Below are 25697 nucleotides of genomic sequence, written 5' to 3' on the forward strand. Positions count from 1 at the left end.
GTCGGATCTATCCTGATGGACATCAACGAGGAGTGGGTCACCGGCAGAAGGTATTTGACCATGGAGAAGGAATGATCAGGCAAGGAGACGGGGCTCAGGCAAATTACAGAAGATCTGAGACGTTACCCGTTGAGATCGAGGTGATCGCCGGGTTGCCGAGCGATCCTCTCCCGGATCACGGCAACCAGCTGGTTCCCCTTCCGGTGTTTGACCACCCGACCGTAGTCGATGTAGGATTCTCAGCATCGTTTCGCGAGTGCAATGAGATATTGGGGGTTTCCATCAGTTGTGATGCTGATCCGGGCCATCAAGTAGGATACCCAGAGGCGCCCAAAAATCTGGAAGAGAAACCGGGTACAGGCTACATCAGTCCGTTTCCCGGCGTAATGCGCGACCGTCAGTCCATACCGCTCCGGATAACTATGTAGGTCCACCAATCCCCACAGTTCCAGTCGTTGGATTCCCCGCACCGTTTGTTTTTTACGAACGCCCAGAACTCATCCAGCTCGATCCGGCCGGGGTCGAGGTCCTAGAGGGAGACGGATGTCAGGAGATTCCCCTGCTCACCGGCCAGCCGGTAGTACCGGGCGATCGTGGTCTGATACTGGCCGGTCACTCAGTTAACGCCGCGCATCGAGATCTTCTCTAGAGATTATGTGCAACACAGCGCGTTATGAGCCAGCGGCTCATAAATGAGCATGAAAACCGGCGATAGCAGGTCTGTATTGGTAATAGCGGTTTACTTTAGCGGATGCTTTGCATACTCCGAGGGTGGTTTCATACTTGTTTTCATATCAGCATAATAAAAGGGAACCCTATATACACCGCGCCAATGCGGCGACTTGATGCCCCGATCCGGAAGCTGAAAATTAAGTTCGAGTTCCCGGAGGGCCTCAGAACCTGCGACAAAGTTATTTTAATGCTCTTGGTCGATAACGTTTATGGAATTTTCTTGGGAATCACATTACAAGGGAGGTGGCTCCAGTACGGGCACCCTCATCCCGATCGACCTCACCTCTGATTATGCATGGAGGTACAGCATCATGCAGAAGTACGCAGGCGTCATCAATCATGTTGTGGACGTCGGTTGCGGAGACCTGCTCTTCTGGGTCGGGAGAGATTGCTGCACGTACACAGGCATCGACATTTCCCAGAGCATCATCGAGAAGAATCGATCTACCCACCCTTCGTGGACGTTCCATGCGGCATCCGCCGATATGCGCCTACCTGTTTCAGACAATATTGTGCTCTGTTTTGACATGCTGTTCCACATTCTTTCGGATGCTGTCTACGAGAAGATCTTGGAGAATCTAGCGCATTACTCGAACCAATGGATTTTTATCTATACATGGTCTGAAAATCCCTGGAATTCATGGCGATCCAGACTCCTAGGTGCTGCAGTCCGGCTAAAGAAAGGGAGAATCCAGGATGCATGGACCATGCTCGTACAGGGGATGGAGACCGACGGTACGTACCAGAAGTATCGGGACTTCCAAAAATACGTGCCCATACTTGAAACGGCAGGATTCGATCTTATAGCCGTCGAACGTCCTCCAAACAACTCCACCGGAATGTATGTTTTTAAGAAAAGGGTAGTGTCCCAAGATACAATTGATCATTGATTTCAGAGGATCCAACTGGATAACGTTAAGCAACAATTCGCGTTCATGACAATATAGCAATTAAATGGCCAAAAAGAAAAATTGCACGGGAAGAGGATTAATGAAAATACTCACAATAACTACGTGGGATTCGGCTGGGGAGCAATTTAACGGCTACCAAATCCACAAAGTACTGAACCAGATTGGACATAAATCTGACATGTCAGTAATGATAAAACAATCCCACAATGAAGGCATTCACACATTAGGAAACGTGTTAACAAGGCTTTACGATAAAACATTTGCAGCACTTCTTGAATCCCTATTAGGACTGCGCTCTATCCTTCCAATATCTGGATCGACCGTATTCCTTAAGAAATACTACCATGATGCAGACCTGATTCACTTACAAATTATACATGGGAATTCATTCTTTAGTATTTTAAACATTCCCTTGATGAGCAGAAGACATAAGGTGGTTTGGACAATCCACGACCCATGGATGATGACAGGGCACTGCATATATCCACTTGGTTGTGAACGATGGAAATATGGATGTGGGGACTGTCAAAAGTTTGAAATCCCTTTTCGAGTTCGACATGACAGTACTGCCCTGATGTGGAGAATAAAATGTTGGATAATGCATCGTTCAGATGTCACATTAATTGTCGCCTCAAAATGGATGTATGATAATATACGCGCGAGCCCGATACTCTCGCATTTGCCATGCCATATAATCCCCTTAGGGATCGACTTAGATAAATTTAGACAGATAGATCGTAAAAAATGTCGAGAAGAATTCGGTATACCTGATGATGCTGATGTTCTGGCATTCCGATTCAAAGGTACTGATGATCATATTAAAGGGTGGAATTTCATAAAAGAAGCGTTAATATCTATAAATCCTGAAAAACCAACATACCTTTTGATTTTTGACGGAAAAGGAGCTTTAGATATTCTAAAAGAGAAATACAACGTTATCGAGTTAGGATGGTCTAAAGATCTTGCGACAGTCATTCATGCACTCAACGCTGCCGATATCTTTCTGATGCCATCTACTGCCGAGGCATTTGGAATGATGGCAGTTGAATCGATGGCTTGTGGAACTCCTGTCATCGTTTTCGATGGGACCGCCCTACCCGACGTTATCCATGCACCAGAAGGAGGGATTTCAGTCCCGGCCAGGGACTCCAAAGCTTTGGCGGATGCGATTACTGGGTTGTTAAAGGATGAGCAAAGATACGCCCAATTGGTCGAAAATGGATTACGTATTGTTCGGGAAGAATACAGTCTTGAAAAATACATCCAAAGACATATAGAATTGTACAAATCAATTTTATGCGAGGAATAAAGCATTATGGAATTACTGCTTTTAGGTGCCACAGGCATGTTAGGCCATAAGTTGCTACAGATACTATCAGGACAGTTCTCTGTAGTAGGGACCATCCGGGGGGATGTAGCAAAACATTTGAATCACCCTATATTGAAGCCCGATCTCCTGAAAGGACATGTCAATGCAGACAACATCTCCACTGTTGAAAAAACGATTATAGAGTGTAAACCCGATGTCGTCATCAACTGCATCGGCATCGTCAAACAATTGCCGGCCGCCCACGATCCCCTCTCAAGCATTGCCATCAATGCGCTCTTCCCGCATCAACTTGCTCAGATCTGCCGCAAAAGAGGTGCCCGGCTGATCCATATCAGCACGGACTGCGTCTTTTCCGGCAAGAAGGGGAACTACAAAGAGAACGATTTTGCCGACGCCGACGACCTGTATGGTCGAACCAAGTACCTTGGTGAGGTCGACTACGAAAATGCCCTCACTCTTCGAACATCCATCATTGGCCGCGAACTTAGTACCAATCACGGTCTGATTGAGTGGTTCCTGCGTCAGGAAGGAAGAACGGTCAGCGGCTATACAAATGCTATCTTCAGCGGCTTAACGACGAACGCTCTTTCGGATGTCATTGCCACTGTCATTACGGATTATCCAGGGATGCGCGGAGTCTGGCATATCGCATCCGAACCAATCAGCAAATACGAGTTGCTCAAACTGGTCAAAATGATCTATAATCTCGATATTGAGATTCAACCGGAGAATTCAGTTGTGATCGATCGCAGTCTGAATGGAAGCAAGTTACGAGAGAATACGAGTATTATAATCCCCTCCTGGCAAACAATGATCGAGCAGATGCACCGGGATCCGACACCATATGGAGCTACGAGGTCAAAGAATGCTAACTGATAAGACGATACTGGTTACCGGAGGTACGGGGTCGCTTGGTAAGGTTCTGATAAAGCGATTACTCTCCGGAGAGATGGGCTGCCCAAAAAAAATCATCGTATTCTCGCGCGATGAGGCAAAGCAGCATTTCATGCGGATGGATTACCTCAATCGCACGACGGCTACCGACGAGGTCATCTACAACAACTTCAAACGCATGCTCGAGTTCCGCATCGGGGATGTCAGGGACTTCCACAGCATAAGCAGGGCTCTGCGGGGGGTGGATTTCGTCTTTAATACCGCTGCATTAAAGCAGGTTCCTTCCTGTGAATACTTCCCCTTTGAAGCTGTATTGACAAATATCACCGGGCCGGAAAATATCGTCAGGGCAATACGGGAGCAGAACCTTCCCATCGACACCGTCGTTGGCATCTCCACGGACAAAGCCTGTAAACCCGTCAACGTCATGGGCATGACAAAGGCGATCCAGGAGCGCATATTCATTCAGGCGAACCTTGATTGTCAGAACACACGCTTCATCTGTGTCCGATACGGCAATGTGCTCGCATCTCGCGGCTCGGTGATCCCGCTCTTCCACGACCAGATCCTCAACGGCGGCCCAGTTACCATTACTACAACAGACATGACGCGTTTCCTACTCAGTCTGGATCAGGCAGTCGACACGATCTTCGAGGCGGTAAAGTATGCACATCGCGGTGAAACCTACATCCCCCGCGTTCCCTCGGCAAAGGTGACCGATATTGCTGCCTCTCTTATTGGAGACCGTCCCATCGGGATGGTCACCACAGGCATCAGGCCTGGAGAAAAAATCCATGAAATTCTCGTCTCTGAAGAAGAGGCGCATCGTACCATACCTCGTGGCGACTACTACGCCATTCAGCCGATTTTACCTGAAATCCGTAGAGAGGCCGACTCCGGGCCGACTATCGGTAAAGAATACAGTTCGGCCGACAATCTGATGACACCGGAAGAACTGCACGGTGAACTGCACCGTCACGGGCTTCTCCTTGAGGATCTGGAATCGAATCAGGGTGAGTTGCTCAGATGAAAGTAATGACTGTTCTGGGCACCCGGCCCGAGATCATCCGCCTGAGCCGGATTATCCCGAAGCTGGACCAACTCTGTGAGCATATCCTGGTTCACACCGGGCAGAATTTCGATCCGAATTTGAGCGAGATCTTCTTTGAAGAACTCGGAATTCGATCTCCAGATTATTTCCTGGGCATCCAGGGGAGATCGTTCGGCGACCAGATCGGCCAGATAATCCGCACTTCCGAAGAGATCATGCGGTCTGAGCAACCAGACCGACTGCTCATCCTCGGTGATACAAACAGCAGTCTCTCAGCAATCGTAGCAAAGCGAATGGGGATCCCGGTTTACCACATGGAGGCAGGGAACCGATGCTATGATGATCGGGTTCCTGAAGAGGTCAATCGGCGGATCATCGACCACTCCAGCGACGTTCTACTCCCATACACCGAACGAAGCCGGGCAAACCTCGTGCGTGAAGGCATTGCGGGCGAACGAATTTATGTGACGGGAAACCCGATCAATGAAGTACTACAATACTATCAACCTTCTATCGATGCATCTGATGCCCTCGAACGACTGCACCTGAAACCCAGCGAATATTTTCTGGTTACCATGCACCGGGCCGAGAACGTCGACACAGAGTCACGCCTCTCTGCGTTGATAGCAGCGCTGGAAAGGCTCCACCAGATTTATGAAATACCCCTCATCTGCAGCCTCCACCCCCGTACGCGGGACACAATGAAGCGGTTCGGATTACAAGAGCATATCTCTCCAGGCATACAGTTCCACGATCCTTTCGGCCTCTTCGATTTCATCAGGCTCGAGCAGAACGCCCGTTGCGTACTGAGTGACAGCGGCACTGTTCAGGAGGAGTGTTGCATCTTCCACGTCCCCAATGTAACCATCCGTGACGTGACCGAACGGCCCGAAACAATCGAATGCGGCAGTAATATTCTGAGCGGAGCGGAGTGCGAAACGATTGTGCGCGCAGTCGAATGTGTGCTGTCGCAGGATCCCGACTGGGAAGTGCCGGGGGAATATATGGCGCGAGGAGTCAGCGATAAAATTGCAAAGATCATTTTGGGTTATGGCCCGGAAAGAAGGAGATGACTCACACATCAGTAAGGGACGTGCGAATCTTATGAAATTTGCCCTTGTTTCCCTTGGTTTACCTCCGTCCCAGTCCGGACAGTCGCTGGTGCTGTACCACCTGCTCAAGGACTTCAAGCCAGATCAATATTGCCTGATCACGCAAAAGAACTTCCACCTCTACGGCAGTCAGGGAAACGGTTCATCCCGCCTGCCCGGCAGGTACCACTACATCAATCCCGACTACCAGATAATCCGCGGGATGCTCAGCTTTGCATCAGCCGCACATAGTAAGGGTATCCTCAATATACTCCTGAAGATGCGGATCCACCAGTTGAGAACGATAATCCGTCAGGAAAAGTGTGAGGCCGTAGTCGCATGCACTGGGGACCTTTTCGACCCCCCCGCGGCATATCAGGTGAGCAAGTCTCTTGGAATCCCATACATCCTCTACGCGTTCGACCACTACTCCCATCAGTGGATGTCTCCTCTCCTGCATGATTTTGCTCTAAAACATGAACGGCAACTCATTCCTGGCGCAGCAGAAGTCATCGTGCCTAACGAGTTCCTCCATCAGGAGTACCGCCGGGCATATGGGGTTGAGGCGACGGTGCTGCACAATCCCTGTGATCTCTCCCAGTACAGGGCAGATCAGGGCTTTGATGGAACCGAGAGGAAAAGAGAGACAACGATACTCTACACAGGGGCAATCTATGAAGCACACTACGACGCCTTCCAAAATCTAGTCCGGGCCCTCCGCTCCCTCGACAGGCCGGAGGTCCGCCTCCATATCTACACACCGCAATCGGAATCTAAGTTGAGAGTGAATGGCATATCTGGAGGTTTCATCACATACCATAAGAACCAGCCGATATTCACGATGCCCGAGATTCAACAGAAGGCTGATATGTTATTCCTCCCACTCGCGTTCAACTCACCCTATCCGGAGATCGTGAAGACGGCATCGCCGGGAAAGATGGGCGAGCTTCTGGCTGCAAGACGTCCCGTGCTGGTGCATGCACCTGCTGACTCCTTCGTCTCGTGGTATTTTAAACAGCACTCATGCGGTCTGGTGGTCGCTGAGAACGATCCTGCCGAACTTGCAAAAGGGATCGAGGCGCTTATTGAGGATGGGGATCTCCGGCGAAATTTAAGCAAGGCCGCATATGCCCGCGCAAAAGAGGATTTTGATGATATAACCATCAAGAGAAAATTTACCAACCTACTAGCAGCTCAGTGTACCGGGTGATAGAGTGGATTACAGCGACATATACCAAAACGGCGAATACCTCCGGAGGAACCCCACATGGGACGTAGAGGATTCTCCCTGGAAGGCCAAGCAGATCCTGCGAATTCTCCAAGAACTCGACGTCCATGCACATACTATCGGCGAAGTCGGTTGTGGAGCGGGCGAGATACTGGTCAATCTGCAGAGAGCAATGAGCGAGGACTGTGTTTTCCAGGGCTACGACATCTCGCCTCAAGCGATCGAACTATGCAGGCAAAAATCAAATGAAAGGTTACATTTCATCCAGGGCGACCTACTCAAGGAGGCGGATATTCATTGGGATCTCCTCCTTGCCATTGACGTGGTCGAGCATGTCGAGGACTATCTTGGATTCATGCGAGCAGTTAAGGACAAGGCAACATACAAGGTATTTCACATCCCGCTGGAACTTTTCGTCCTTTCGGCACTTCATTCAGGGTTTTTACGGAAACAACGGCAGAACAGTGGCCACCTGCATTACTTTACGAAAGACATACTCTTGCAGGTCTTCGATGATCTTGACTATGATGTTCTCGATGCTCGCTACACGCCGGGCTTTCTGGTTTCACGCGGACATGGGTGGAAAGACGATCTTCTCCACATACCGAGGCGGATTTGTTTCCCTCTCCACAAAGACCTGACTGTGAGGATATTCGGCGGATACTCCCTGCTGGTGCTGGCACGGTAGGGACAGCCGGGCCTCCGAACGGCAGCATCTGCACAAGACCAGGTGCGACAGATATTCCGCTGAACGCCGGTCGGATCCTGGCATCCGGCATCAGCCGACGGATCAAACAGATATTATTATGCCTCAATCAATCCTATAAATACCCAGTCAAGAGCATATTTTACAACAAAATAAAGAGTCAACTTGATAAAGATCGGTAATCCGGCATTTGTATCCGATGAACTCGATGAAGCCCAGCACTTGCGGATAGATAGCATGAAGCGCAATCTCTTGATAATCACCCCCGACTACCCCGATTCGACAGACACGTATGTCGGCGGCATATTCATAAAGGACTATGTCGATGCGGTAAAGCCATTTTTTCAAGAGATCGTCGTGGTGGCGCCCGTTCTCTTCTCCGGAAGACTCATGCCGAACGACCGGCTCTGCAGGGACTACCAATATGATAACGTCTCGGTGTTCTACCCGCGCTGCCTCTTCCTCCCAAGGTGCCTCTCTCTCCCGGGCATCACGAACCGATCGAAACTGTCCTTTGACACCCGCCCCTATGTCGTGGAGCGACTGCTTGGGAAACTCGGAAAGAAGTTCGACCTTATCCACGCCCATTTTACGTGGCCGTCGGCCTACATTGGCGTGATGCTGAAGGAGAAACTGAAGATCCCGGTCATCACGACGATCCACGAGGACCCGGCATGGCTGTCCGAAGAGAACAATATGGATCACCCCCTGATCCAGAAAGCCTGGCTCAACGCGGACGCGGTGCTGAGAGCAAACACCTACGACATATCCACGCTGCAGAACTACAACGCGAACGTGTTCCGGGTCCCGAACGGGTTCTCCACCATCTTCCGCCCAATGGACCAGACGACCTGCCGAAGAACGCTCGAACTGCCGGAGGACCGACGCATCGTTCTCTCCGTCGGGAACCTAGAGACTATCAAAGGCCACCGCTACCTTCTCTCGGCGACAAAAAGCATCATTTCAGTGTATCCTGACCTGCTCTGTGTCATCGTCGGCAACGGGCCGCAGAGAGCGGCGCTGGAACAGCAGATCGCCGATGAAGGCCTGTCAGATCATGTGATGCTGGCAGGTAACAGGCCCCACACCGAGATCCCGCTCTGGATGAACGCATGCGACCTGTTTGTTCTCCCGAGTCTGAATGAGAGCTTTGGGATTGTCCAAATTGAAGCCATGGCCTGTGGAAAGCCCGTCATTGCAACGAATACCCCCGGGAGCAGGGAAATCATCGCCTCCGATAAACACGGGCTCTTCTGCCGGCCGGCAGATGAAGAGGATCTTGCAGAAAAGATCCAGATCGGGCTGCAGAAGGACTGGAACCAGAAGGAGATCCTCCAGTTCGCAAAGAAGTTTTCGTGGGAGAGAGTGGTCGGAGAGATCCTCCAGATCTACGATACCGCAATCCACGAATATTACGGATTGGGCAGAGCAACAGAAGAGATTGTTACGTCAATTCCCACCGGATCTTCAAGCCATCCCTGAACCGTTCAGGGACAGGTACGTCCTCAGCAATCTCCCTTCTATCTCCCCCAGTTGTACCGCCCAAGAACCGCTCGCCGCCCATTCTCCGCGCCGCGTCCGGGTGCTCCAGCAGGTAGATGATCGCCTCCGCGATCGCATTAGGGTCGGTCGAGTCGACCAGCACCCGGACTCTGTCTCCGCCACCACCTTCCGGATCTCTGGGAAGTCGCTTGCAACGACAGGAGACTGCAGATCATGTAGTCGAAGAGTTTGTTCGGAGGCCGATGTAGGCGTTGCAGTCTGTTTATTGTCACGAGACTCAGCCCACATCCCAACCCTAGCAACCTGGCACTTTCACATAGATACCTTTAACATTTCTTCGAAACATGCCTGCGCTTACAGGGCTACCACCACACCGGGTTGGAGTTAACCTTCCGCTCAGCCACACACAAAACATCCTTCGGGGGAGAGGATGGGCAGAAAAACGATATGCATGGTTACGACGTTTCACCGTCCGAACGACTCGCGGATATATCACAAAGAGGCCAGATCTCTCCAGGCCCGTTACGATGTAGTCATCATCGCTCCTGATGAGACGAAGCCGCGTAGCAAAGATATCACAACGGATTACGACGATGCAGGCATAAAGGTCGTCAAAATACCTAAGCCAAAGGGACTCTTGAGATCACTGACAGTCTTTCGCCGGCAGGTCCTGAGGGCGGCCGCCAAAGAGAACTGCGACGTATACCACTGCCACGAGCTCGACTCTCTGCTGATCTCGGTGATGATCAAAACGGTCCGCAAAAAGAAAGTGATCTACGACGTTCACGAGCACTGGCCGAGCGCCCTGGCGCACATGGCAGGCAGCCTGAAGCACCTCTCCTTCCTGCAGAGGAAAAGCGCATCCCGTATCATCCAGACTCTCGTCGCGCGCATCGAACGGACGCTTGCAAAGCGGACGGACGGCATCATCGTGGTCAGCGAGAGCGTGGGCGAGCGGTTCCGCGATATCGACGTCGCTACAACCGTCATCCCGAACGTCCCCCTCCGGAAGTTCAATCACAAACCCGGACTAGAGAGACTGCCGCACAACCTGGTGTACATGGGCGGCAACCTCGGCTATGTGCATGGGATCGACCTCTGCGGCGACCTTCTTTCAGCGCTGCGCGCCCGATACCCCGATGTTTCCCTGACGCTCGTCGGGAGACTCGACGACCGGGCGTCGGAACTGCCGTTCTTAAAGGATCAGGCCGAGAAGGTCGCCGTGACGGGGATGCTCCCGCTCGATCGGATGTACCAGACGATCGCTCAGGGCCAGGTGGGTCTCCTCCTCTTCCGGAACACGCACCACAACATGTACATCGGGCTTCCGAGCAAGTTGTTCGATTATATGGGGTGCGGCATCCCGGTCGTCGCAAGCGCGTTCCCCGAGATCCAGAGGGTCATCAAGGCCGCCGGGTGCGGGATCTGTGTCGATCCCGACGATAGCGATGCCATAACATCGGCGGTGCGGTATCTCCTCGACAATCCTGTCGAGGCGGAGAAGATGGGACAGAACGGGAGAGAATTCATCGATAAACGGTATAACTGGGACGCGGTCGGGCGCGATCTAAAAGATCTCTACAATCAGGTGGCGTAAGTGAGGAGATGGTCAGAGTATGAGCCTGCCGTATCCGCATGGGAGAGAAGGAGAATGCAGCGCTATGGATCTTGAGTTGAAACACTACAACCAGAAGGAGGTCTGGGAGATCTACGCGGAGAATACAACCGAGATCGCACGCGCGAAAGAGACGGTGACCTACATCCCCGACGAGGTGGCATCCGTATTGGACATCGGCTGCGGCAACGGGATCATCACCAATCTGATCGACAGAGAAGTTGTAATCGGTATGGACTTCGCCGATCTCCCCCTGAGAAACGTGAAGAAAGACGCAATCCGTGCAAGTATCGACTCGTTACCATTTAAGGAAGGTACATTCGATCTGGTGCTGATGACGGAGGTCCTGGAGCACCTCCCCAATAGGGTCTACAGGAAAGCGCTCCGGGAGATCGGCAGGCTCCAGGCAAAATACCTCCTGATATCGATCCCGTTCGAAGAGAACCTGGAAGCAAACCAGTGTAAGTGCGGCTCGTGCGGGTCGATATTCCATCCCGCCCACCATTACCGAACGTTCAACGAAGATTGGTTCGTTGAGGAGTTCCCGGACTACGATGCGATGCTCGTCAGGTACACAACGTACAAGACCGCTCCGAACCCTCACCTTGTCCAGTTGAGGCACCGTTGCAGAACGTACTCCGGATACCGGAACGCAAGTTGCCCGGAGTGCGGGGGGAGGGCAGCCCAACCGCGAATTATCCTTCGATACGCGTTCGGGGCCCTGGATCTGCTGGATAAGAAGGTGAAAGAGTCGTTCCGGATCACCAGACCGTGCCACCAGGTGGTACTGCTGATGCGGAGGTGACGGATGCCCCGAAAGTCACGTTCGGGAACCCAGACTTGAGACTAACGATCTGACGGTACGGTCGGTCCGGGCGATGTAGAGGTAGTAGATGAGCCCGAGTACGCATGCCGCGACCACGAGAATCGTGGGTCCGGCACCTGCCGCTTTGAGTCCGACAAGGAGAACTCCGAACAGAGAGAACAGCCTGAGGCTCGATAGAACATGTTTTCTGACGTCTAGCAACCGCACGCCCGAAAAGAGCATCATCTTCACGTTGAGATACCCGTACACAAGAATACCCGAACCTGCGAAGAGGGAAAGGGCGACAACCGGGCTTCCGCTCATTCCGCCGAGGATGAGCGAGCCGACGCGCGTCACGAAGTTCAGTGTCGTCACCCGCATGCCGAACGTCTGTTTTTCGAGGACAGCCCAGATCGTGCTGAGAGGCGAGGAGATGAACCACACAAACGCCCATACACTCAGTATTTGAGCGTAAACTCCGGCTTCGGTCCAGTTCTCCCCGAAGACGACGGCAAAAAGATCCGGCCCGATGATCGTCACGGTGAGAATGGGGAAGATCCCGATCATGATCAGCAGGCGAAAGACATTCTCCACAAGGTGGGAGAACGTACCGTCGGAACGAGCCTCGGCGGCCCGCTGGAAGAAGACCTGCGCTATCGAACTGCCTATCAGGCTCATCGGGAGCTGGAGCACCATGAAGCCGAGGGAGTAGAAACCCACCACCACGGGGGAGAAGAAGGCGGCAAGGAGGAACGCCGGCAACTGCCACGAAGCCGTGTTCAGCAGGGCCGAGCCGCTATCGATGAGGGGGAATTTCTTGTACCGCCTCAACCCCTCGAGCATCCCCCTCCATGAGATGCTCCCGCGCAGGAGCGCACGATCGTCCCGCCAGATCTGGCCGCCGAGGACTCCGGTGGAGACGGATACCCCCACCAGGCTCGCGCCGATGAGGCTCCCTCCCGTTGCGTATCCGCCAAACCCCGCTCCAAGCTGCGTGCCTACCGTAGCGAGCGAACTGGTGACCCGGGCAACCGAGAGCCGCCCGAAATGTTTGGTGCGCGAGTTCCAGTAGTTCAGCGCGAGGAAGACTCCGCTGACGAAGATATACGGCGGAACCAGGACGAGGTAGGGCGCGAGGCCCGGCGCCCTGATGAGGGAGAGGAGGGGATCCCCCCCGAAGTACAGGGCCGGTATGGTCAGGCCGCTGACGACCGCCACCGAGAGGAGGGAGAGGGCCAGCAGGTTCGCGGCCTCCCGGTCTTCCTGCGGGAGCATGATGGCGAATTCGTAGCGCATGCAGGCGACGACCCCGAGGATGCTGGTGATCGAGATGAAGAGCGCAAGGAATCCAAAGGCTTCCGGGCCGTAGAGGCGGGTGAGAAGGGGGGATGCCAGCACCGCGACGGCCTGGGCGAGGGTGGTGCCGGTGACGAGTTTGAAGACGTCTGCGGCGAAAGCAGACGCCCGGGAGGGCTCTGAGCGCGGCATCAGAAGATCCCACCCCCCGGGCGATAGAGGGTAAACGGATATCTGCTCCGGATGGGGCCGACAGGATGCGATGGTTGCGTTGCGGGAACGCTGTGATGAGCGATGAAGACACTCTCTCCGCGAGGGGCGCGGGGGCTCTTCTTACGGTTCGCGTTCAGATTCAATCACTTCGCCTGCCCCTCAATCGCCCGGTACGTCTGGAGCAGCCTCTTCTCCATCTCCTCCCAGTTATACCGATCAAGAACCGCCTTCCGCCCGTTCTCTCCCATCCTCCGCGCCTCGTCCGGGTGTTCGAAGAGGTAGACGATCGCCTCTGCGATCGCATTCGGGTCGGTCGGGTCGACCAGCACCCCGCATCCGGCATCGCCGACTACCTTCCGGATCTCCGGGAAGTCGCTCGCAACGACAGGGAGGCCGCAGAGCATGTAGTCGAAGAGCTTGTTCGGGAGGCCGATAAAAGCGTTGTAGTAATCGGGCTGGAAGACCAGGAGCCCGATGCTCCCCTCGCACAGGGTTTCGTACATCTCACGGTAGGGAAGGTAGCCCGGCATCGTGATCTCCGGCCGGGGTTCCGTCCTCGCTGCTATCGCGCCGATATCCTCGCGAACGTTCCCGACAAGCGTCAGAGAGACGTCGGGGAACGTTGCCGCCACCTGCGACATTGCCTGGATGCATTCACGAATGCCGTGAAACATCTGCATATTCCCGGCCATATAGACCACGTTGCAGTTGCTCTTCGTCCGCGGCGTCGGCGGCACCCGATCGGCGATCGAGTAATTGGATACGATCACAGGCTTCGTCCCGTTTCGACCGAACCGATCCGCGACGCTCTCGCTGACGGCAATCCTCGCATCGGCGAATCGTGCAAGAAGGACTTCTCCCCGGGAAAGCAGGGGCTCAAGGACCCTCGCGAGGACTGTCGCGTTCGGGATACCGAGATCGAACGGGATCTCGCTCGGCCAGTGCTCGTGGATGTCGTAGACGACCTTTCGACCTTTCACCGCCTTCAGCAGGAGCGCCACGAGGAGGGCGTCCGGTTCGTGGCAGTGAATAACGTCGCACTCCTCTCCCAGACCGGCCCGAAGCACTCTCAAGAGCGTCAGAGGGTGAAGGAGGTTCGATGCGGGTTTTCGGACTGTGAAAAACCGCACATCTCCGTCCTCCCCGACGCATCCGGCGTCGAATGGGGCGAGAATCGTGACGCCATGCTCCTTTGCAAGGCTCTTCGCTTCTTTCTCGAATATCCGCCCGTCGCGGGGCGGGTGGGTCGTGGTGAGCATGCAGATACGCATAATCCGGAGTTCGTCTGCTCCTCCCCGCCCGGAACCTTCCCCGGCATTACCAGACATAAATGAGAGGGCTGAACGGCCCCAACTGTCTCCCCGGGGTACTTATACTTTATCGTGGATGCTCAGGTGCGGATTGATATGGAGCATACGGGATCGCAGGAGAACTCCCGGACCGCTGCAAAAGGGTGAATGGACAGGATGCAGGTCAGGTACTACGCAATGGTCGGAACCCCGGATGCTGGTGTGCCGGTATCCCCCACTGTCACGCATGTGATTGGCTGTATTCTCGACACGAAGGTTTCAGGAGAGATTCGGTGTCTCTCCAGCGTCCTGGCGCCGGGTGAGGATCTCCCCGATCAAAGCACTGGCGTTTCCGCTCCCGAATATCTCTTTCTGCTGCGACTCGGGAGAAAAATGCCGAATAGCATCAATGATGCTCTCCCTCTCCGCCCCCACGAGCACGTTCCACCCGGCCTCGACCGTCTCGACCCACTCGGTGTTCTCCCGGAGGGTGATGCAGGGGACGCCAAGCATGTAGGCCTCCTTCTGGACGCCACCGGAGTCGGTGAGGATCTTTTCTGCGTGCGCCATCAGGCGGAGCATATCGAGGTAGCCAAGCGGTTCGACGACCTGGACGTTCTCCGGCATCCTCTCAAGGAGGCCGTATTCACCGAGATACTTCCGCGTCCGGGGGTGGACCGGGAAGACAACCGGCATCCCGGCCTCGCCGAGGGCGCCGATGATGGCGGCCATATTGTCACGATCATCGGTGTTCGAGGGCCGGTGGACGGTGACGACGAGGTAGCCTCCCGATTCGACCCCGACGTCCTCAAGGATCCGGGAGCGCTCTTCAGCAATCACGCAGTTGTACTCCATCGCATCACACATCACATCCCCGACGAGGAAGACGCCCTCCGTGACCCCCTCGGCCGCGAGGTTTCTCACCGCCGTCTCCGTCGGGCAGAAGAGGAGGTCCGATGCATGATCCGTAAGCACCCGGTTCACCTCCTCGGGCATCCGGCGATCGAAACTCCGGAGCCCCGCCTCGACGTGCGCCACCGGGATGTGGAGTTTTGCCGCCGCGAGCGCGCCAGCAAGGGTCGAGTTCGTGTCGCCGTAGACGAGCACGAAGTCCGGCTCCTCCTTCTGGAGGACGTCCTCGATCGCACCGAGCATCGCCCCGGTCTGGCGGCCGTGGGTTCCGGAGCCTATGCCGAGGTTGTAGTCGGGTTTTGGGATACCGAGCTCCTCAAAAAAGACCTCCGACATGCCGTGGTCGTAGTGCTGGCCGGTGTGGATGAGGATCTCCTCGTGCACCCTGCGGAGTTCCCGGGAGACCGGAGCGCACTTGATGAATTGGGGACGCGCGCCGACGATCGATACGATCTTCATGGTTACTGCCGGATCGGATGATTGTTCTTATCGCCGCGGCCGATACCCTTGTAGACGAACCCCGCCTGGATGAACGCGTCCGGGTCGACGACGTTCCTGCCGTCGACGATGACCGGGTGCTCCTCTCCGGATAACTCCTTCACCCGCACCGGATCGAGAGAGGCATAATGGTGGTGCCCGGTGAAGACGATGACGGCGTCGGCTCCCGCAAGGGTCCCATCGAGGTCGTGCGAGACCTCTATCCCCGGATACGCATCAACGTAAGGGTCGTGAACCCGGACCTCAGCGCCGGCCTCCCTCAGCGCCGCGAAGTAGGGCTCCGCCGGCGTGTTCCGGGTGTCGTCGGAGTTCTGGATGAACGCCCACCCAAGGAGCACGACCGTCGCGCCCTTCGGGGACTTCCCGGCCCGCTTGAGCCCCTCAAGAGTCAGGTGAACCATGTGTTCGGGCATGAACTCGTTGATCTTCCGGGCGACCCCGAAGATCGACTCGCCCCCGTGCGGGTACCAGAGGTCACCACCGAGGACCTGCGCGCCCCGCTCGAGGTGCCAGGAGTCCTTCGTGAGGCAGTGGCCCCCGACCCCGGCGCCGGGCCAGAGGATCGCCCGGGTGATCCCCTCGCCCTTGAGGGAGTCGATCCCGGCGCGGACGTCGTAGACGTTGACGCCCATCGCCTCGCAGTGCAGCGCCAGCTGGTTCGCGGCCGCGATCTGGAGGTCGCGGAAGGCGTTCTCGGCGGTCTTTGTCACCTCGGCCGCGGTCGCGGTCATCGGGATGATCTTCCCCGTCGTGAGAACCGGCCGGTAGAGTTCGACCGCCCGTGCCGTCGAGACCTCGTCGATCCCGCCGACGATCCGGTCGTGTTCGCGGATATTGCGGAGCAGCCGCCCGACCATCACCCGTTCGGGGGCGTGGGCGAGGGCGAACTCCTCACCGGCGACGAGCCCCGACTCTTCTTCGAGGATCTCGCGAGCCATCCCGGCAGTCGTCCCGGGGGTGACCGTCGACTCGAGCACCACGAGCGTGCCTTCCGTTAGGTGCTTCCCAACGTTCCGGAGCCCCTCGATCAGCGCCGAGAAGTCGGGGATGAGGTCTTTTGGGTCCGCAAAAGGCGTCTGGATGGCAAGGGTCACCGCGTCGCACCCGGCAATCTCCGAGAAATCCGAGGTGCACCGGAACTTTCCGGCGGCGACGACCTTCGCCAGCAGTTCTTCGAGCCCGGGCTCCTCGCCCTTCAACGGCGACTCGCCGCGGTTCAGCATATCGACCTTGTAGCCAGATGACGGAGAACCCCGCTGGAACCCGAGAACGGATTTGAACTCCGGTGCGTCCGCAAAGAGCACCGCGGCGGGGATGCCGACGTATCCCATCCCGACGACGCCGATCTTCCTGATTGGACCTCTGGCGTTGATGATCGATTGTAACCTGTCACTCATGTAGAAACCATCCTACACTGTAAAACACCGCGCGACGTCCTCACAGATCTCCATATTCAGCAGCGCCTGCGCGGGGCTGACCGGGAACTCCCGGCCGCGTGCCGCGCAGCCGAGGAACGTCGAGAGTTCGAGTTTCAGCGGCTCCTGCTTGTTGACGAGCACCTTTTCGATGATGTTCTCCTGGACGTAGCGCTCGTTCTCGACCGCGTACTGCCCGGGTTTTCTGTGGATGTAGATCTCCTGGGCCATGAAGTCTCCCTCGACGGTGAACTCTTCCTCCTCGATGTAGATCATCCGGATCTTCTTTGACGACTTCCTGCTTGCCGAGAGGTAGACCGAGGTTTCCCCGAAAGAGAAGAGTGCGCTGCAGAGATCCTCGTTCCCGCTGCCGGCGAGGCGATAAGCCCCGTCGGGGAGGAGGACGTTACGCATGATGTCCACGTCGTGGATCATCAGGTCCTCGACGACCGAGGAGCCGCTCACCCGCGACGACGCCGGGTTGTGCCGCTTCATCTCGATATAGAGGGGACTCTTGACGATCTTCTTGATCTCAGGAACGATCGGGTTGAACCGCTCGATGTGCCCGACCCCGGCGACGAAGCCGTCGGGGATCTTCCCGATGAGCCGCCGGCTCTCCTCTGCCGTTGCGCATATGGGCTTTTCGATGAGGAGCGGCACCCCGGCGTCGAGGACCTGCTCCGCAACCCCAAAATGGTAGGGCGTCGGGACGCAGACACTCACCGCGTCGACGTCTCCGAGCAGGCTCTCAACAGTCGGGGAGGCCGTTGCCCCTAAGGCTCCGGCAAGGTCGCCGGCCGCCTTCCCGTTGAGGTCGTACAGATAGAGCGAGTCCACCGCTTTCAATTCCGAATACACGCGGGCATGGTTCCTGCCCATCACTCCGACACCGATTACCCCTACGTCCAAATTATCACCCACCGATATCCCATGTGCTCAGTCCTGTGAGAGTGCTGATATACGTTGGTATCACTCCGCTATGACGTTATCGTGTCCCTCTTCCCGGGGTGCCCGGTGATCGCGGCCGCTCTTCCTGCTCCATTTGAACCGACCCCGGAAAGAGCCTCCCCCCGAAAGCCCGGATGGTTGACAACCAATAAGGCCTTTCACGGCAAAACCAATGCTCGTGTTCCGCCCCTCCGGGTATCTCGCCCGTGTCATGCGCATCGATCCCGTCCAGCGCCAGAGCGCTATCAGCCTCGCCTCGACGCTGGTCCTCACCGCGATCGGGTTCCTCTCCACGATGTTCTTCGCCCATACCGTCGGTCCCGCGATACTGGGCGCATACTTCATCTTCGTCGCTTACTACAGTGTATTCAACCTGTTCGGGGACGGCGGGTTCGGGGGCGCCGCAGTAAAGCGGATCAGCGAGGGTGAAGACCAAGACGCATATTTCACAGCGTTTATCGTCCTCAGGGTCGTGCTGGTGGCTGTCTCGATCGGCTTCCTCCTCATCATACGGCCGTATATCCCCGACCTTGCTTCGCCGGAAGTCTTCCTCTGGCTGATCGTCGCGCTTATCGCCGGTGCCTTAACGAGCGTCGCCTCAAACGGCGTCTATGGCAGAGGGAAGGTCGGTATCAACCAGATCAGTGGTTTGCTCGACACCTTGATCCGGATCATCGTCCAGGTCGTCGCGATCGTCCTCGGCTACGGAGTTGCGGGCCTTGCCGGGGGGTTCGTCGCCGGGCTCCTTGCGGCAGGGCTCGTCAATTACCGGTTCCTCGACCTTGCTCTCGCGTCGTTTCGCCGTTCACACATCCAGAGCCTCTTTGCCTTCTCGTTCTGGACCTTCCTCAGCGCAAGCGGTTACCTCGTCTTCTCCTACGCCGACACCATCATGATCGGCTACTTCATGACCGAGGCCGACGTCGGCGTATACCGCGTCGCACTCCAACTAACCTCAATCGCGACGTTCATCACCGTAGCACTCCATACTACCCTCTACCCGAAAGTCAGTTATTGGGGAAAACAGAACGACCTCTCCTCGGTGGAGAACGCGCTCGCCCGCGCCTTCACTTACTCGCTTCTGCTCGCGGTCCCGGTCGTTCTCGGTGGCTGGCTCCTCGGCGAACGCCTCCTCTATTTCTTCTACGGGGCTGCGTTCTCCGCCGGGGCATCGGCTCTCGCGCTGCTCCTGCTCGTCCAGGTGGCCCACGTCTTCATGTTCCTCCAGACGATGTGCTTGAATGCCCTCGACCGGCCGCGCGACTCGTTCCGGGTCACGGCAATCGCGGTCGCTGCAAACGTCGGGCTAAACCTCTACCTCATCCCCACATACGGCATCACCGGAGCGGCGGCGGCCACGCTCGCCACCATGGTGCTGAACGCGGCGCTCGCCAACCGCGCCCTCTCCCGGACCATCCGCGTGCGGATGGAGCTCCGGGCCGTAGGCCACATCGTCCTTGCCGCGCTCGTCATGGCGGCGGTCGTCGCAGCCTACTCGTTCGTCATCCCGCTCACGAACGTCTTCGTCGTCCTCGGGGCGGTCGCGCTCGGGGGGGTTGTCTATCTCCTGGTTCTCCTCAAGATCGACCGGGGCATCCGCGATGAACTGAAGGAGTTGACCATGGGCCTCGGCGTCCCCTGGCCGGGTCTGCTCTGAGGGGCCGTTCACTTAAATACCCGGGTGCGGCAACCTGTAGTTATACGCGAGGGAGACGATGGCAAAAGAGGTCCGTGAACTGAACCAGGAAGAGTTCCCGCTTGCAGAGAAGGTCTGGACACACTACCGCGGCCAGAAGGCCGACCCGGCGCGGGAGAGGATATTCGGCGTCTTTGTCGACGGCGCCCTTGCAGCGACGGCGCGCTGCACACGCCATGCGGGCGGCCTCGAGATGGACTGCGTCTTCACGCTCGACGAGCACCGCGGACACGGATACGCCCGGGAAGTCGTGCAGATGCTCCTCGACGAATGCGGCTCCGAAACGATCTATATCCACTCGACCCTCCCCCTGGTCATCTTCTACGGGAGCCTCGGGTTCGAGCCCATCCCGGAGGGAAGACTCCCGGAGAGTATCAAAGAACGGTTTAACTTCTGCTTCGGGGAGATGGAGGGGTGCAATGTCGCCCCCATGATGAGAAAATCCGGGAACTGAACACCGGGCCCTGGTATTACAAAAACAGGGCCTACTGCATTGTGTCATCTTATTTTAGAAACTTTTGTCGCATGTTGGGACGGGCCTCCGGTCTCGCGCGGGAGTGCGCGAAGGTCGATATAATTCCCTGAAACGTCCCTTCGCGCTCTTCGCGGCTTCGCGTGAGGGGTAATAGAGAGTAGCGAAGTCTCACGCGAAGCCGCGAAGGTCGCGAAGAGGGATGGGAGATCTCTAAATTTAAGATGACAACAAGCACTAGTGCTCGATCTTCTTGATGTGCTCTATAGCGTTCTCCGCGAGTTTCTCCCTTCCCTGCAGTTCGGCGACGTCCCGGATAGCCTCGAGCATGTGGACGGAGTCTTCGAGGAAACTGAGGATGTCGGCAGGGTAGAGGTCGATCCCGTACTCGTCGAGGAGGTGGGCGCTGATCTGGCGGTGATCAAGCCCCAACTCCCGGAACTCGATGATGGTGAGGGTGAACTTCCTCTCCGGGCACCCGCAGAAGGGTGCGTTCTTGCACTTGCAGTCCATGAAGTCGCGGAAAAAGGCCTGGAGTTGCTCATGCATCCGCCGGTCGAGGTTCTCGAAGTTGATCGCCTTCCCGAGCGACTCAAGAAACGCGCCCGAGAAGACATGGTCCGGGAGCCGGAACCCTGCTGCCCGCTCGAGTTTCCGTGCCGCCCGGAACCGGGCCTTCTTCGCAATCACGACGACTCGCCGGGCTCCTCGTCGAACTTCGCAAGCGACTTCATGGCGTTGCTCATCGTCTCGATCTCGATGAGCCACTCATCGAAGAGGCCGGGGTCCTCTATGTTGTCCTTGATGTACTTCGCGCAGCAGGTAGCCCCGTCGACCACGGCGGCCCCGATGTTCGCCGCAACCTCGAGCGCTTCCTCGAGGTTCTCCTCGTCGATACCCTTGCCCTTCTTCACGAGCGCCTTGATGTCCTTATCGAACTCGCCCTCGATGTACTTCCGGCAGGCGGTGAAGAGCACCAGCAGGGAGAGCTGGAGTGACCCGATGATATCCTCGAGGTCTCCCTCGGGAAGCCCGGTCATGACGATGAGCTCCACATCATCGAGTTTCGCGATGGTCTCCTCCTTCGTGAACCGGCCGTTCTGGTAGAGACGGACGATCTTCAGGACCGAGAGGGTGACGTCCTCGGTGAAACTGAAGAGCATCTGCTCGCCTTCCGAGACCTCTTCGCCCTCGGCGGGCTCGAAGTTTGCTTCCTCCAGCGTCTTGATCCAGTTGTCCCAGCGCTCCTGATTGTAAAAAATATAGAAGAGTTTCATGGGTTCTGCCTGTTTGGCACTCGCTTTCTTCGCCATATCAGTACACATTCGGAGTGCCTCTTTTAAAAACCATTTGCTCTTCGTCTAGATACCGGGAATTGGCGCGATTCGCGAACATTCATCTAGAACGAGCGAGCATATGAAGAGCAGATGACGCGAGTTCGCGGGCTTGATGCTCTCCTGAGATCCTACGAACCTGTTGCGATTGCGCTCTCCGGGGGAACGGACAGTTCGGTTCTGCTGGCCCTCGCCCGGCATCACGGGATCCAGGCGATCGCCATCAGCGTCGATACCGGCCTCACCCCGCCCGGGGAACTCGCGGCGGCGCGCAGACTCTCGGAGCGCCTGGGGATCGCGCACGTCGTGGTTCCGCTCGATATGTTCGAGATCCCCGCTGTCCGGGAGAACCGGCCGGAACGGTGCTACGTCTGCAAGCGGGCGATGATGGAGGCGGTCGTGACGGAGGCACGGCGGCAGGGGTGCCGGACGGTGGTCGACGGGACGCATGCCGATGACCGGGCGGATACCCGGCCCGGGATGCAGGCGCTCTCCGAACTCGGGATCAGGAGCCCGTTTGCCGAGCGCGGTATGGGGAAGGCGGAGATCGAGGCCATTGCAGAAGAACTCGGGGTGCCCATCCGCCCGCCGTCCGCGTGCCTCGCAACCCGCATCCCCACCGGTGAGCCGGTCACCCGGGAGTGCCTCGCCCTCGTCGCGGCGGCGGAGTCCCTCCTCGCGCGGGAGATCCCGGGGACGATCCGGGTCCGGTGCACCGGCGGCGCCCGGGCCCTGGTCGAGGCCGACCCGGCGCACCGCCGGAGGCTTGAGGAACTGCTCGGTGCGGTGAAGGAACTCGGATTTATAGACGTGGCGATAGCCTCCGGAGGCTATCGTGAGGGAGGTGCGGATTCGTGGAAGCGGTGATGGTCAGGTACGGGGAGATCTTCCTCAAGAGCGAGACGGTGAAACGGCGGTACATATCGATAATGACGGGGAATATCGGCCTTGCGCTGGAGGCTGAGGGGCTCACCCACCGCATCGAGACTTACCGGGGGCGGATCATGATCTACGGCGACGAGCCCCGGCGGATCGCCGTGGTGGCCGCAAAGACCTTCGGGGTGGTGAGCGCGAGCGTCTGCACGGTGAGCGCAGCGGATATCGAGGGGCTCGCCGCCACGGCGGTCGCGCACGCGGAGAGGAATCTCCGACCCGGGATGTCGTTTGCGGTCAGAGCGCGCCGGTCGGGTGTCGAGGGGTTCAGCAGCCAGGAACTCGCGGCGGCGGTCGGTTCGGCCGTCCTCGACCGGATACCGGAGGCGCGGGTCGACCTCTCGGCGCCCGACTACGAGATCTTCGTGGAAGCCCGGGAGTACGGCGGCCTCGTCTACGACGAGTTGATTGCAGGGCCGGGCGGGCTCCCCTACGGGACGCAGGGCGAGGTGATGGCCCTGATATCGGAGGGGATCGATTCGCCCGTCGCGTCGTGGCTGATGATGCGCCGGGGATGCCTGATGGTGCACGTCAACATGCACGGCGGGCGGTTCGGGGGTAAGGATGCGAGAAAGAGAGTTCTCGAAAATCACGCCCGGCTCTCTCTCTGGGTTCCGGGACACCCCCTCGATCTCCTGGTCGTGGAGATGGAGCCGTTCTTTGAGGCGATCACCGCGCTGAAGGAGCCGCGCTACCGGTGCGTCCTCTGCAAGCGGTTCATGCTCCGGGTGGCGAGCATCCTTGCAGAAGAGCGCCGAGACGCCGCCCTGGTCAGCGGCGACAACCTGGGGCAGGTGGCGTCCCAGACGCTCGCGAACATGGCGGTGATTGCTCCTGCGGCGACCGTTCCGATGCTCCGGCCGCTGATCGGGTTCGACAAGGAAGAGGTCGTCGACCGCGCACGCGCCATCGGGACGTTCGAGGAGCGGCCGGGAGATGTCGGGTGCACGGTCGCCCCCCGCTACCCCTCGACGGCGGCGCCTGCGGAGACGATCGCGAAGATCGAAGAGGCGATTGGCGCGGAGGAACTCGCAGAACGGGCGGCGGGGACGATTCGGCGGTTCCGGGCGAAGAACGGGGAGGTTGAGGAGATTCTCAGCCATTGAATGCGTGTTAATCCATGATTGTTCCTGGAAAACCTTCACTCTCTCTTAATCTGCATAATCCCATGCACGGATTTCCATCGGCTATCGCCACGCACTGCCCCCGCCCCAAGGGGCGGGGGAGGAGGCCGAAGGCCGGGTGGGGTGGGGGTTATAGGTATCTCCTTTGCGTAGTAGAGACAGGGGAGGGGGAGACCCCCTCCCCGTCAGCCTCTCCCCCGTGGCGATACTCCCACGGTCCACTGCCCTGGGCTTCTGATCGATTACCGTAGTTCTCACTGGTTCGCTCAAGATCTTTACGACAATAGCACCCCGGCCTGCCCAAACCCACTCAAAAATTGAACTCCGGGGGATATCCCTCAGATGATATTCAGCCCGTTCTCCCGCGCAACCTCGACAAAAGCCTCCCCCACATGCCGGATCTGCTTCTCCGTCAGCCCGAAGGTGTTGAACTTCCAGACCCTGGTCGAGCCGGGGATGACGCCGGTGATGCCCCGCTTCTTCATGTCGCTTGCGAGGAAGAAGCCGCGCTTCTTGTGCTGCTGCGCCACGGTATCGAAGGATTCCCGGGTATCGATCCGGGTCAGGGTGTGCTGGCGCGGGTAGTCGGAGAGAACCTTCGTCCCCTCGATGGAGAGGAGGGCGTCCACGACCGCCTGCGAATGCGCCACCTCGGTATCCCAGTGCTGCACCCGCTCTCTGACGCGCGGGAACGAGGCCATCATCCCGACAACGGTGACCCCCATCAGGGTGCAGCCCATCATCTCGATCTCTTTCATACCGAACGTCCGGCCGGTCACGTCTCCCTTCGCCTGCGTCGTCCGGAACACCCGCTCTGCGTGCTCGTTCGTCGTCGCGAGGACGCCGGAGGGCGCCGGTGCCGCCATGCTCTTGTGCCCCGACCCGACCACGAAGTCGGCGCCGAGCGCTTTCCCGTCGACCGGCATGATCCCGACGGTGTAGGCCCCGTTGACGAGGACGGGGATGTCGTACTGGTGGGCGACCTTCGCGATGCCCGCGACGTCGTGGACGTTCCCGAACTGGTAGTCGACGTGGTCGACGAAGAGCAGGGGCGGCGTCTTCGAGAACTCCCGGATCACCGCCTCGATCTTCTCTGCCGCGGCATCGGGGGTGATGTGGTTCTTCGCGTCCTTCGGGATCTCCCGGGGGATCCCGCCGGCCGCCTCGACCGCCATGAACTCAGTGTAATGGGCAAGCGACGTGAGGATGACCGGGTCGCCCTTCTCGACGAGCGTGGAGGCGACCGCCTGGAACCCCCGCCGGGCGCCGGGGACGACCCGCGCGGTGTCCATATTCAGCCACGCAGCGAGGTCCGCGTGGTACTGCGCAATGGGTGGGTTCTTGATATAGTCGAGCCGGGGAGGGTTCCGGCAGTTGTCGCAGACCGAGTAGCCGTCCCCGTAGGCTATCGCCGCCCTCATGGCTTCTGCGGTGAGCCGCCCGCCCGCCTGGATGGGGTCGATGTTGATGTACATCTCCTCGACGTCGCGGGACTCGATATCGACAGCGCACTTCACCGGATCAACTCCTCTTCGAGGATTGCGACCTGCCGTTTCACCTTATCGAGGGTTGTTGCGGCGCGCGCTTTCTGCGCCTCATTGAGGTCATGCCCGGGAGCAGTCTCCCGGAGCAGGAACCGGACGTCGGAAAGGAGGAAGAGCGCCTGAAAAACTGCATCTACGGCTCTTTTTGACACGAGAT

At 57.5% G+C, this 25697-nt stretch carries 25 protein-coding genes; 15 read left to right on the plus strand and 10 right to left on the minus strand.

Features of this window, described 5'->3' with window-relative positions; translation table 11 throughout:
* The 9 genes from FKB36_RS11995 to FKB36_RS12035 form a co-directional block, all read left to right on the plus strand.
* A partial coding sequence (locus FKB36_RS11995) for a hypothetical protein (protein ID WP_261598322.1) occupies positions 1-428 on the plus strand: 428 nt, incomplete at its 5' end.
* A gap of 615 nt (positions 429-1043) precedes the next feature.
* A complete protein-coding gene (locus FKB36_RS12000) occupies positions 1044-1622 on the plus strand; it encodes a class I SAM-dependent methyltransferase (RefSeq protein WP_261598324.1) in 579 nt (192 codons plus the stop codon).
* A 100-nt stretch (positions 1623-1722) separates the two neighbouring features.
* On the plus strand, positions 1723-2952 hold the full coding sequence (locus FKB36_RS12005) for a glycosyltransferase (RefSeq protein WP_261598325.1): 1230 nt from the start codon (positions 1723-1725) through the stop codon (positions 2950-2952).
* A gap of 6 nt (positions 2953-2958) precedes the next feature.
* Positions 2959-3849: a dTDP-4-dehydrorhamnose reductase family protein gene (locus tag FKB36_RS12010; protein WP_261598326.1), complete on the plus strand. Its 891-nt coding sequence runs from the start codon at positions 2959-2961 to the stop codon at positions 3847-3849.
* Positions 3839-4897 carry a polysaccharide biosynthesis protein gene (locus FKB36_RS12015; RefSeq protein WP_261598327.1) on the plus strand — a complete coding sequence of 353 codons (1059 nt, stop codon included), beginning with the start codon at positions 3839-3841 and terminating at the stop codon, positions 4895-4897. Before FKB36_RS12010 ends, FKB36_RS12015 begins: the two co-directional genes overlap by 11 nt.
* Positions 4894-5991 carry a non-hydrolyzing UDP-N-acetylglucosamine 2-epimerase gene (gene wecB / locus FKB36_RS12020; protein ID WP_261598328.1) on the plus strand — a complete coding sequence of 366 codons (1098 nt, stop codon included), beginning with the start codon at positions 4894-4896 and terminating at the stop codon, positions 5989-5991. Before FKB36_RS12015 ends, wecB (FKB36_RS12020) begins: the two co-directional genes overlap by 4 nt.
* A 31-nt stretch (positions 5992-6022) precedes the next feature.
* Positions 6023-7219 carry a glycosyltransferase gene (locus tag FKB36_RS12025; RefSeq protein WP_261598329.1) on the plus strand — a complete coding sequence of 399 codons (1197 nt, stop codon included), beginning with the start codon at positions 6023-6025 and terminating at the stop codon, positions 7217-7219.
* Positions 7220-7223: 4 nt separating this feature from the next.
* Positions 7224-7925: a class I SAM-dependent methyltransferase gene (locus FKB36_RS12030; RefSeq protein ID WP_261598330.1), complete on the plus strand. Its 702-nt coding sequence runs from the start codon at positions 7224-7226 to the stop codon at positions 7923-7925.
* A gap of 183 nt (positions 7926-8108) precedes the next feature.
* Complete coding sequence (locus tag FKB36_RS12035; protein ID WP_261598331.1) at positions 8109-9425, plus strand: glycosyltransferase family 4 protein; 1317 nt, start codon at positions 8109-8111, stop codon at positions 9423-9425.
* Here the strand turns inward: FKB36_RS12035 and FKB36_RS12040 are convergent.
* The gene (locus tag FKB36_RS12040; protein WP_261598332.1) at positions 9388-9588 is read right to left on the minus strand and encodes a glycosyltransferase; all 201 of its coding nucleotides are present in this window, start codon (positions 9586-9588) and stop codon (positions 9388-9390) included. The genes FKB36_RS12035 and FKB36_RS12040 overlap by 38 nt on opposite strands.
* Positions 9589-9897: 309 nt before the next feature.
* On the opposite strand from FKB36_RS12040, the gene FKB36_RS12045 reads away from it, so the two are divergent.
* Together FKB36_RS12045 and FKB36_RS12050 are read left to right on the plus strand one after the other, a co-directional pair.
* Positions 9898-11043, plus strand: a complete 1146-nt coding sequence (locus tag FKB36_RS12045) for a glycosyltransferase family 4 protein (protein WP_261598333.1) — start codon at positions 9898-9900, stop codon at positions 11041-11043.
* Positions 11044-11107: 64 nt separating this feature from the next.
* Entirely contained in the window at positions 11108-11866 is a 759-nt protein-coding gene (locus FKB36_RS12050) for a class I SAM-dependent methyltransferase (protein WP_261598334.1), read from the plus strand.
* Between the two features lie 15 nt (positions 11867-11881).
* Here the strand turns inward: FKB36_RS12050 and FKB36_RS12055 are convergent, their stop codons facing one another.
* The 5 genes from FKB36_RS12055 to FKB36_RS12075 form a co-directional block, all read right to left on the minus strand.
* Positions 11882-13354, minus strand: coding sequence for a lipopolysaccharide biosynthesis protein (locus tag FKB36_RS12055; RefSeq protein ID WP_261598335.1), 1473 nt, complete (start codon positions 13352-13354; stop codon positions 11882-11884).
* 164 nt (positions 13355-13518) lie between these two features.
* On the minus strand, positions 13519-14634 hold the full coding sequence (locus FKB36_RS12060; RefSeq protein WP_261598336.1) for a glycosyltransferase family 4 protein: 1116 nt from the start codon (positions 14632-14634) through the stop codon (positions 13519-13521).
* A gap of 309 nt (positions 14635-14943) precedes the next feature.
* Positions 14944-16035, minus strand: a complete 1092-nt coding sequence (gene wecB / locus FKB36_RS12065) for a non-hydrolyzing UDP-N-acetylglucosamine 2-epimerase (protein WP_261598337.1) — start codon at positions 16033-16035, stop codon at positions 14944-14946.
* 2 nt (positions 16036-16037) lie between these two features.
* A complete protein-coding gene (locus FKB36_RS12070) occupies positions 16038-17471 on the minus strand; it encodes a nucleotide sugar dehydrogenase (protein WP_261598338.1) in 1434 nt (477 codons plus the stop codon).
* A gap of 12 nt (positions 17472-17483) precedes the next feature.
* Positions 17484-18398, minus strand: a complete 915-nt coding sequence (locus FKB36_RS12075) for a Gfo/Idh/MocA family protein (RefSeq protein WP_261598339.1) — start codon at positions 18396-18398, stop codon at positions 17484-17486.
* A gap of 211 nt (positions 18399-18609) precedes the next feature.
* On the opposite strand from FKB36_RS12075, the gene FKB36_RS12080 reads away from it, so the two are divergent.
* Both FKB36_RS12080 and FKB36_RS12085 read left to right on the plus strand, forming a co-directional pair.
* Positions 18610-20094, plus strand: a complete 1485-nt coding sequence (locus FKB36_RS12080) for an oligosaccharide flippase family protein (RefSeq protein WP_261598340.1) — start codon at positions 18610-18612, stop codon at positions 20092-20094.
* Between the two features lie 58 nt (positions 20095-20152).
* The gene (locus tag FKB36_RS12085; RefSeq protein WP_261598341.1) at positions 20153-20587 is read left to right on the plus strand and encodes a GNAT family N-acetyltransferase; all 435 of its coding nucleotides are present in this window, start codon (positions 20153-20155) and stop codon (positions 20585-20587) included.
* Positions 20588-20842: 255 nt separating this feature from the next.
* Here the strand turns inward: FKB36_RS12085 and FKB36_RS12090 are convergent, their stop codons facing one another.
* Complete coding sequence (locus tag FKB36_RS12090) at positions 20843-21295, minus strand: DUF5814 domain-containing protein (RefSeq protein ID WP_261598342.1); 453 nt, start codon at positions 21293-21295, stop codon at positions 20843-20845.
* On the minus strand, positions 21292-21918 hold the full coding sequence (locus tag FKB36_RS12095; protein ID WP_261598343.1) for a DUF2150 family protein: 627 nt from the start codon (positions 21916-21918) through the stop codon (positions 21292-21294). Before FKB36_RS12095 ends, FKB36_RS12090 begins: the two co-directional genes overlap by 4 nt.
* Positions 21919-22032: 114 nt before the next feature.
* Between FKB36_RS12095 and larE the strand changes: the two genes are divergently transcribed.
* Entirely contained in the window at positions 22033-22806 is a 774-nt protein-coding gene (larE, locus tag FKB36_RS12100; protein ID WP_261598344.1) for an ATP-dependent sacrificial sulfur transferase LarE, read from the plus strand.
* Positions 22794-23978, plus strand: a complete 1185-nt coding sequence (gene thiI, locus FKB36_RS12105) for a tRNA uracil 4-sulfurtransferase ThiI (protein ID WP_261598345.1) — start codon at positions 22794-22796, stop codon at positions 23976-23978. The genes larE and thiI overlap by 13 nt, the downstream gene beginning before the upstream one ends.
* 356 nt (positions 23979-24334) lie before the next feature.
* On the opposite strand, the gene pscS is transcribed toward thiI, so the two are convergent.
* Positions 24335-25513 carry an O-phospho-L-seryl-tRNA:Cys-tRNA synthase gene (gene pscS, locus FKB36_RS12110; protein ID WP_261598346.1) on the minus strand — a complete coding sequence of 393 codons (1179 nt, stop codon included), beginning with the start codon at positions 25511-25513 and terminating at the stop codon, positions 24335-24337.
* Positions 25510-25692, minus strand: coding sequence for a hypothetical protein (locus FKB36_RS12115; protein ID WP_261598347.1), 183 nt, complete (start codon positions 25690-25692; stop codon positions 25510-25512). Before FKB36_RS12115 ends, pscS begins: the two co-directional genes overlap by 4 nt.
* Positions 25693-25697 lie beyond the last annotated feature (5 nt).

Origin of the sequence: Methanoculleus formosensis, assembly GCF_025384765.1 — an archaeon.
GTDB classification, from domain to species: Archaea; Halobacteriota; Methanomicrobia; order Methanomicrobiales; family Methanoculleaceae; genus Methanoculleus; species Methanoculleus formosensis.

Bases quoted from the DNA above. Each gene is read 5' to 3' on its own strand.
- FKB36_RS12000 (WP_261598324.1), top strand. From the start codon at position 1,044: ATGCAGAAGTACGCAGGCGTCATCAATCATGTTGTGGACGTCGGTTGC.
- FKB36_RS12005 (WP_261598325.1), top strand. From the start codon at position 1,723: ATGAAAATACTCACAATAACTACGTGGGATTCGGCTGGGGAGCAATTT.
- FKB36_RS12010 (WP_261598326.1), top strand. From the start codon at position 2,959: ATGGAATTACTGCTTTTAGGTGCCACAGGCATGTTAGGCCATAAGTTG.
- FKB36_RS12015 (WP_261598327.1), top strand. From the start codon at position 3,839: ATGCTAACTGATAAGACGATACTGGTTACCGGAGGTACGGGGTCGCTT.
- wecB (WP_261598328.1), top strand. From the start codon at position 4,894: ATGAAAGTAATGACTGTTCTGGGCACCCGGCCCGAGATCATCCGCCTG.
- FKB36_RS12025 (WP_261598329.1), top strand. From the start codon at position 6,023: ATGAAATTTGCCCTTGTTTCCCTTGGTTTACCTCCGTCCCAGTCCGGA.
- FKB36_RS12045 (WP_261598333.1), top strand. From the start codon at position 9,898: ATGGTTACGACGTTTCACCGTCCGAACGACTCGCGGATATATCACAAA.
- FKB36_RS12050 (WP_261598334.1), top strand. From the start codon at position 11,108: ATGGATCTTGAGTTGAAACACTACAACCAGAAGGAGGTCTGGGAGATC.
- FKB36_RS12055 (WP_261598335.1), bottom strand. From the start codon at position 13,354: ATGCCGCGCTCAGAGCCCTCCCGGGCGTCTGCTTTCGCCGCAGACGTC.
- FKB36_RS12060 (WP_261598336.1), bottom strand. From the start codon at position 14,634: ATGCTCACCACGACCCACCCGCCCCGCGACGGGCGGATATTCGAGAAA.
- wecB (WP_261598337.1), bottom strand. From the start codon at position 16,035: ATGAAGATCGTATCGATCGTCGGCGCGCGTCCCCAATTCATCAAGTGC.
- FKB36_RS12070 (WP_261598338.1), bottom strand. From the start codon at position 17,471: ATGAGTGACAGGTTACAATCGATCATCAACGCCAGAGGTCCAATCAGG.
- FKB36_RS12080 (WP_261598340.1), top strand. From the start codon at position 18,610: ATGCTCGTGTTCCGCCCCTCCGGGTATCTCGCCCGTGTCATGCGCATC.
- FKB36_RS12085 (WP_261598341.1), top strand. From the start codon at position 20,153: ATGGCAAAAGAGGTCCGTGAACTGAACCAGGAAGAGTTCCCGCTTGCA.
- FKB36_RS12095 (WP_261598343.1), bottom strand. From the start codon at position 21,918: ATGGCGAAGAAAGCGAGTGCCAAACAGGCAGAACCCATGAAACTCTTC.
- larE (WP_261598344.1), top strand. From the start codon at position 22,033: ATGACGCGAGTTCGCGGGCTTGATGCTCTCCTGAGATCCTACGAACCT.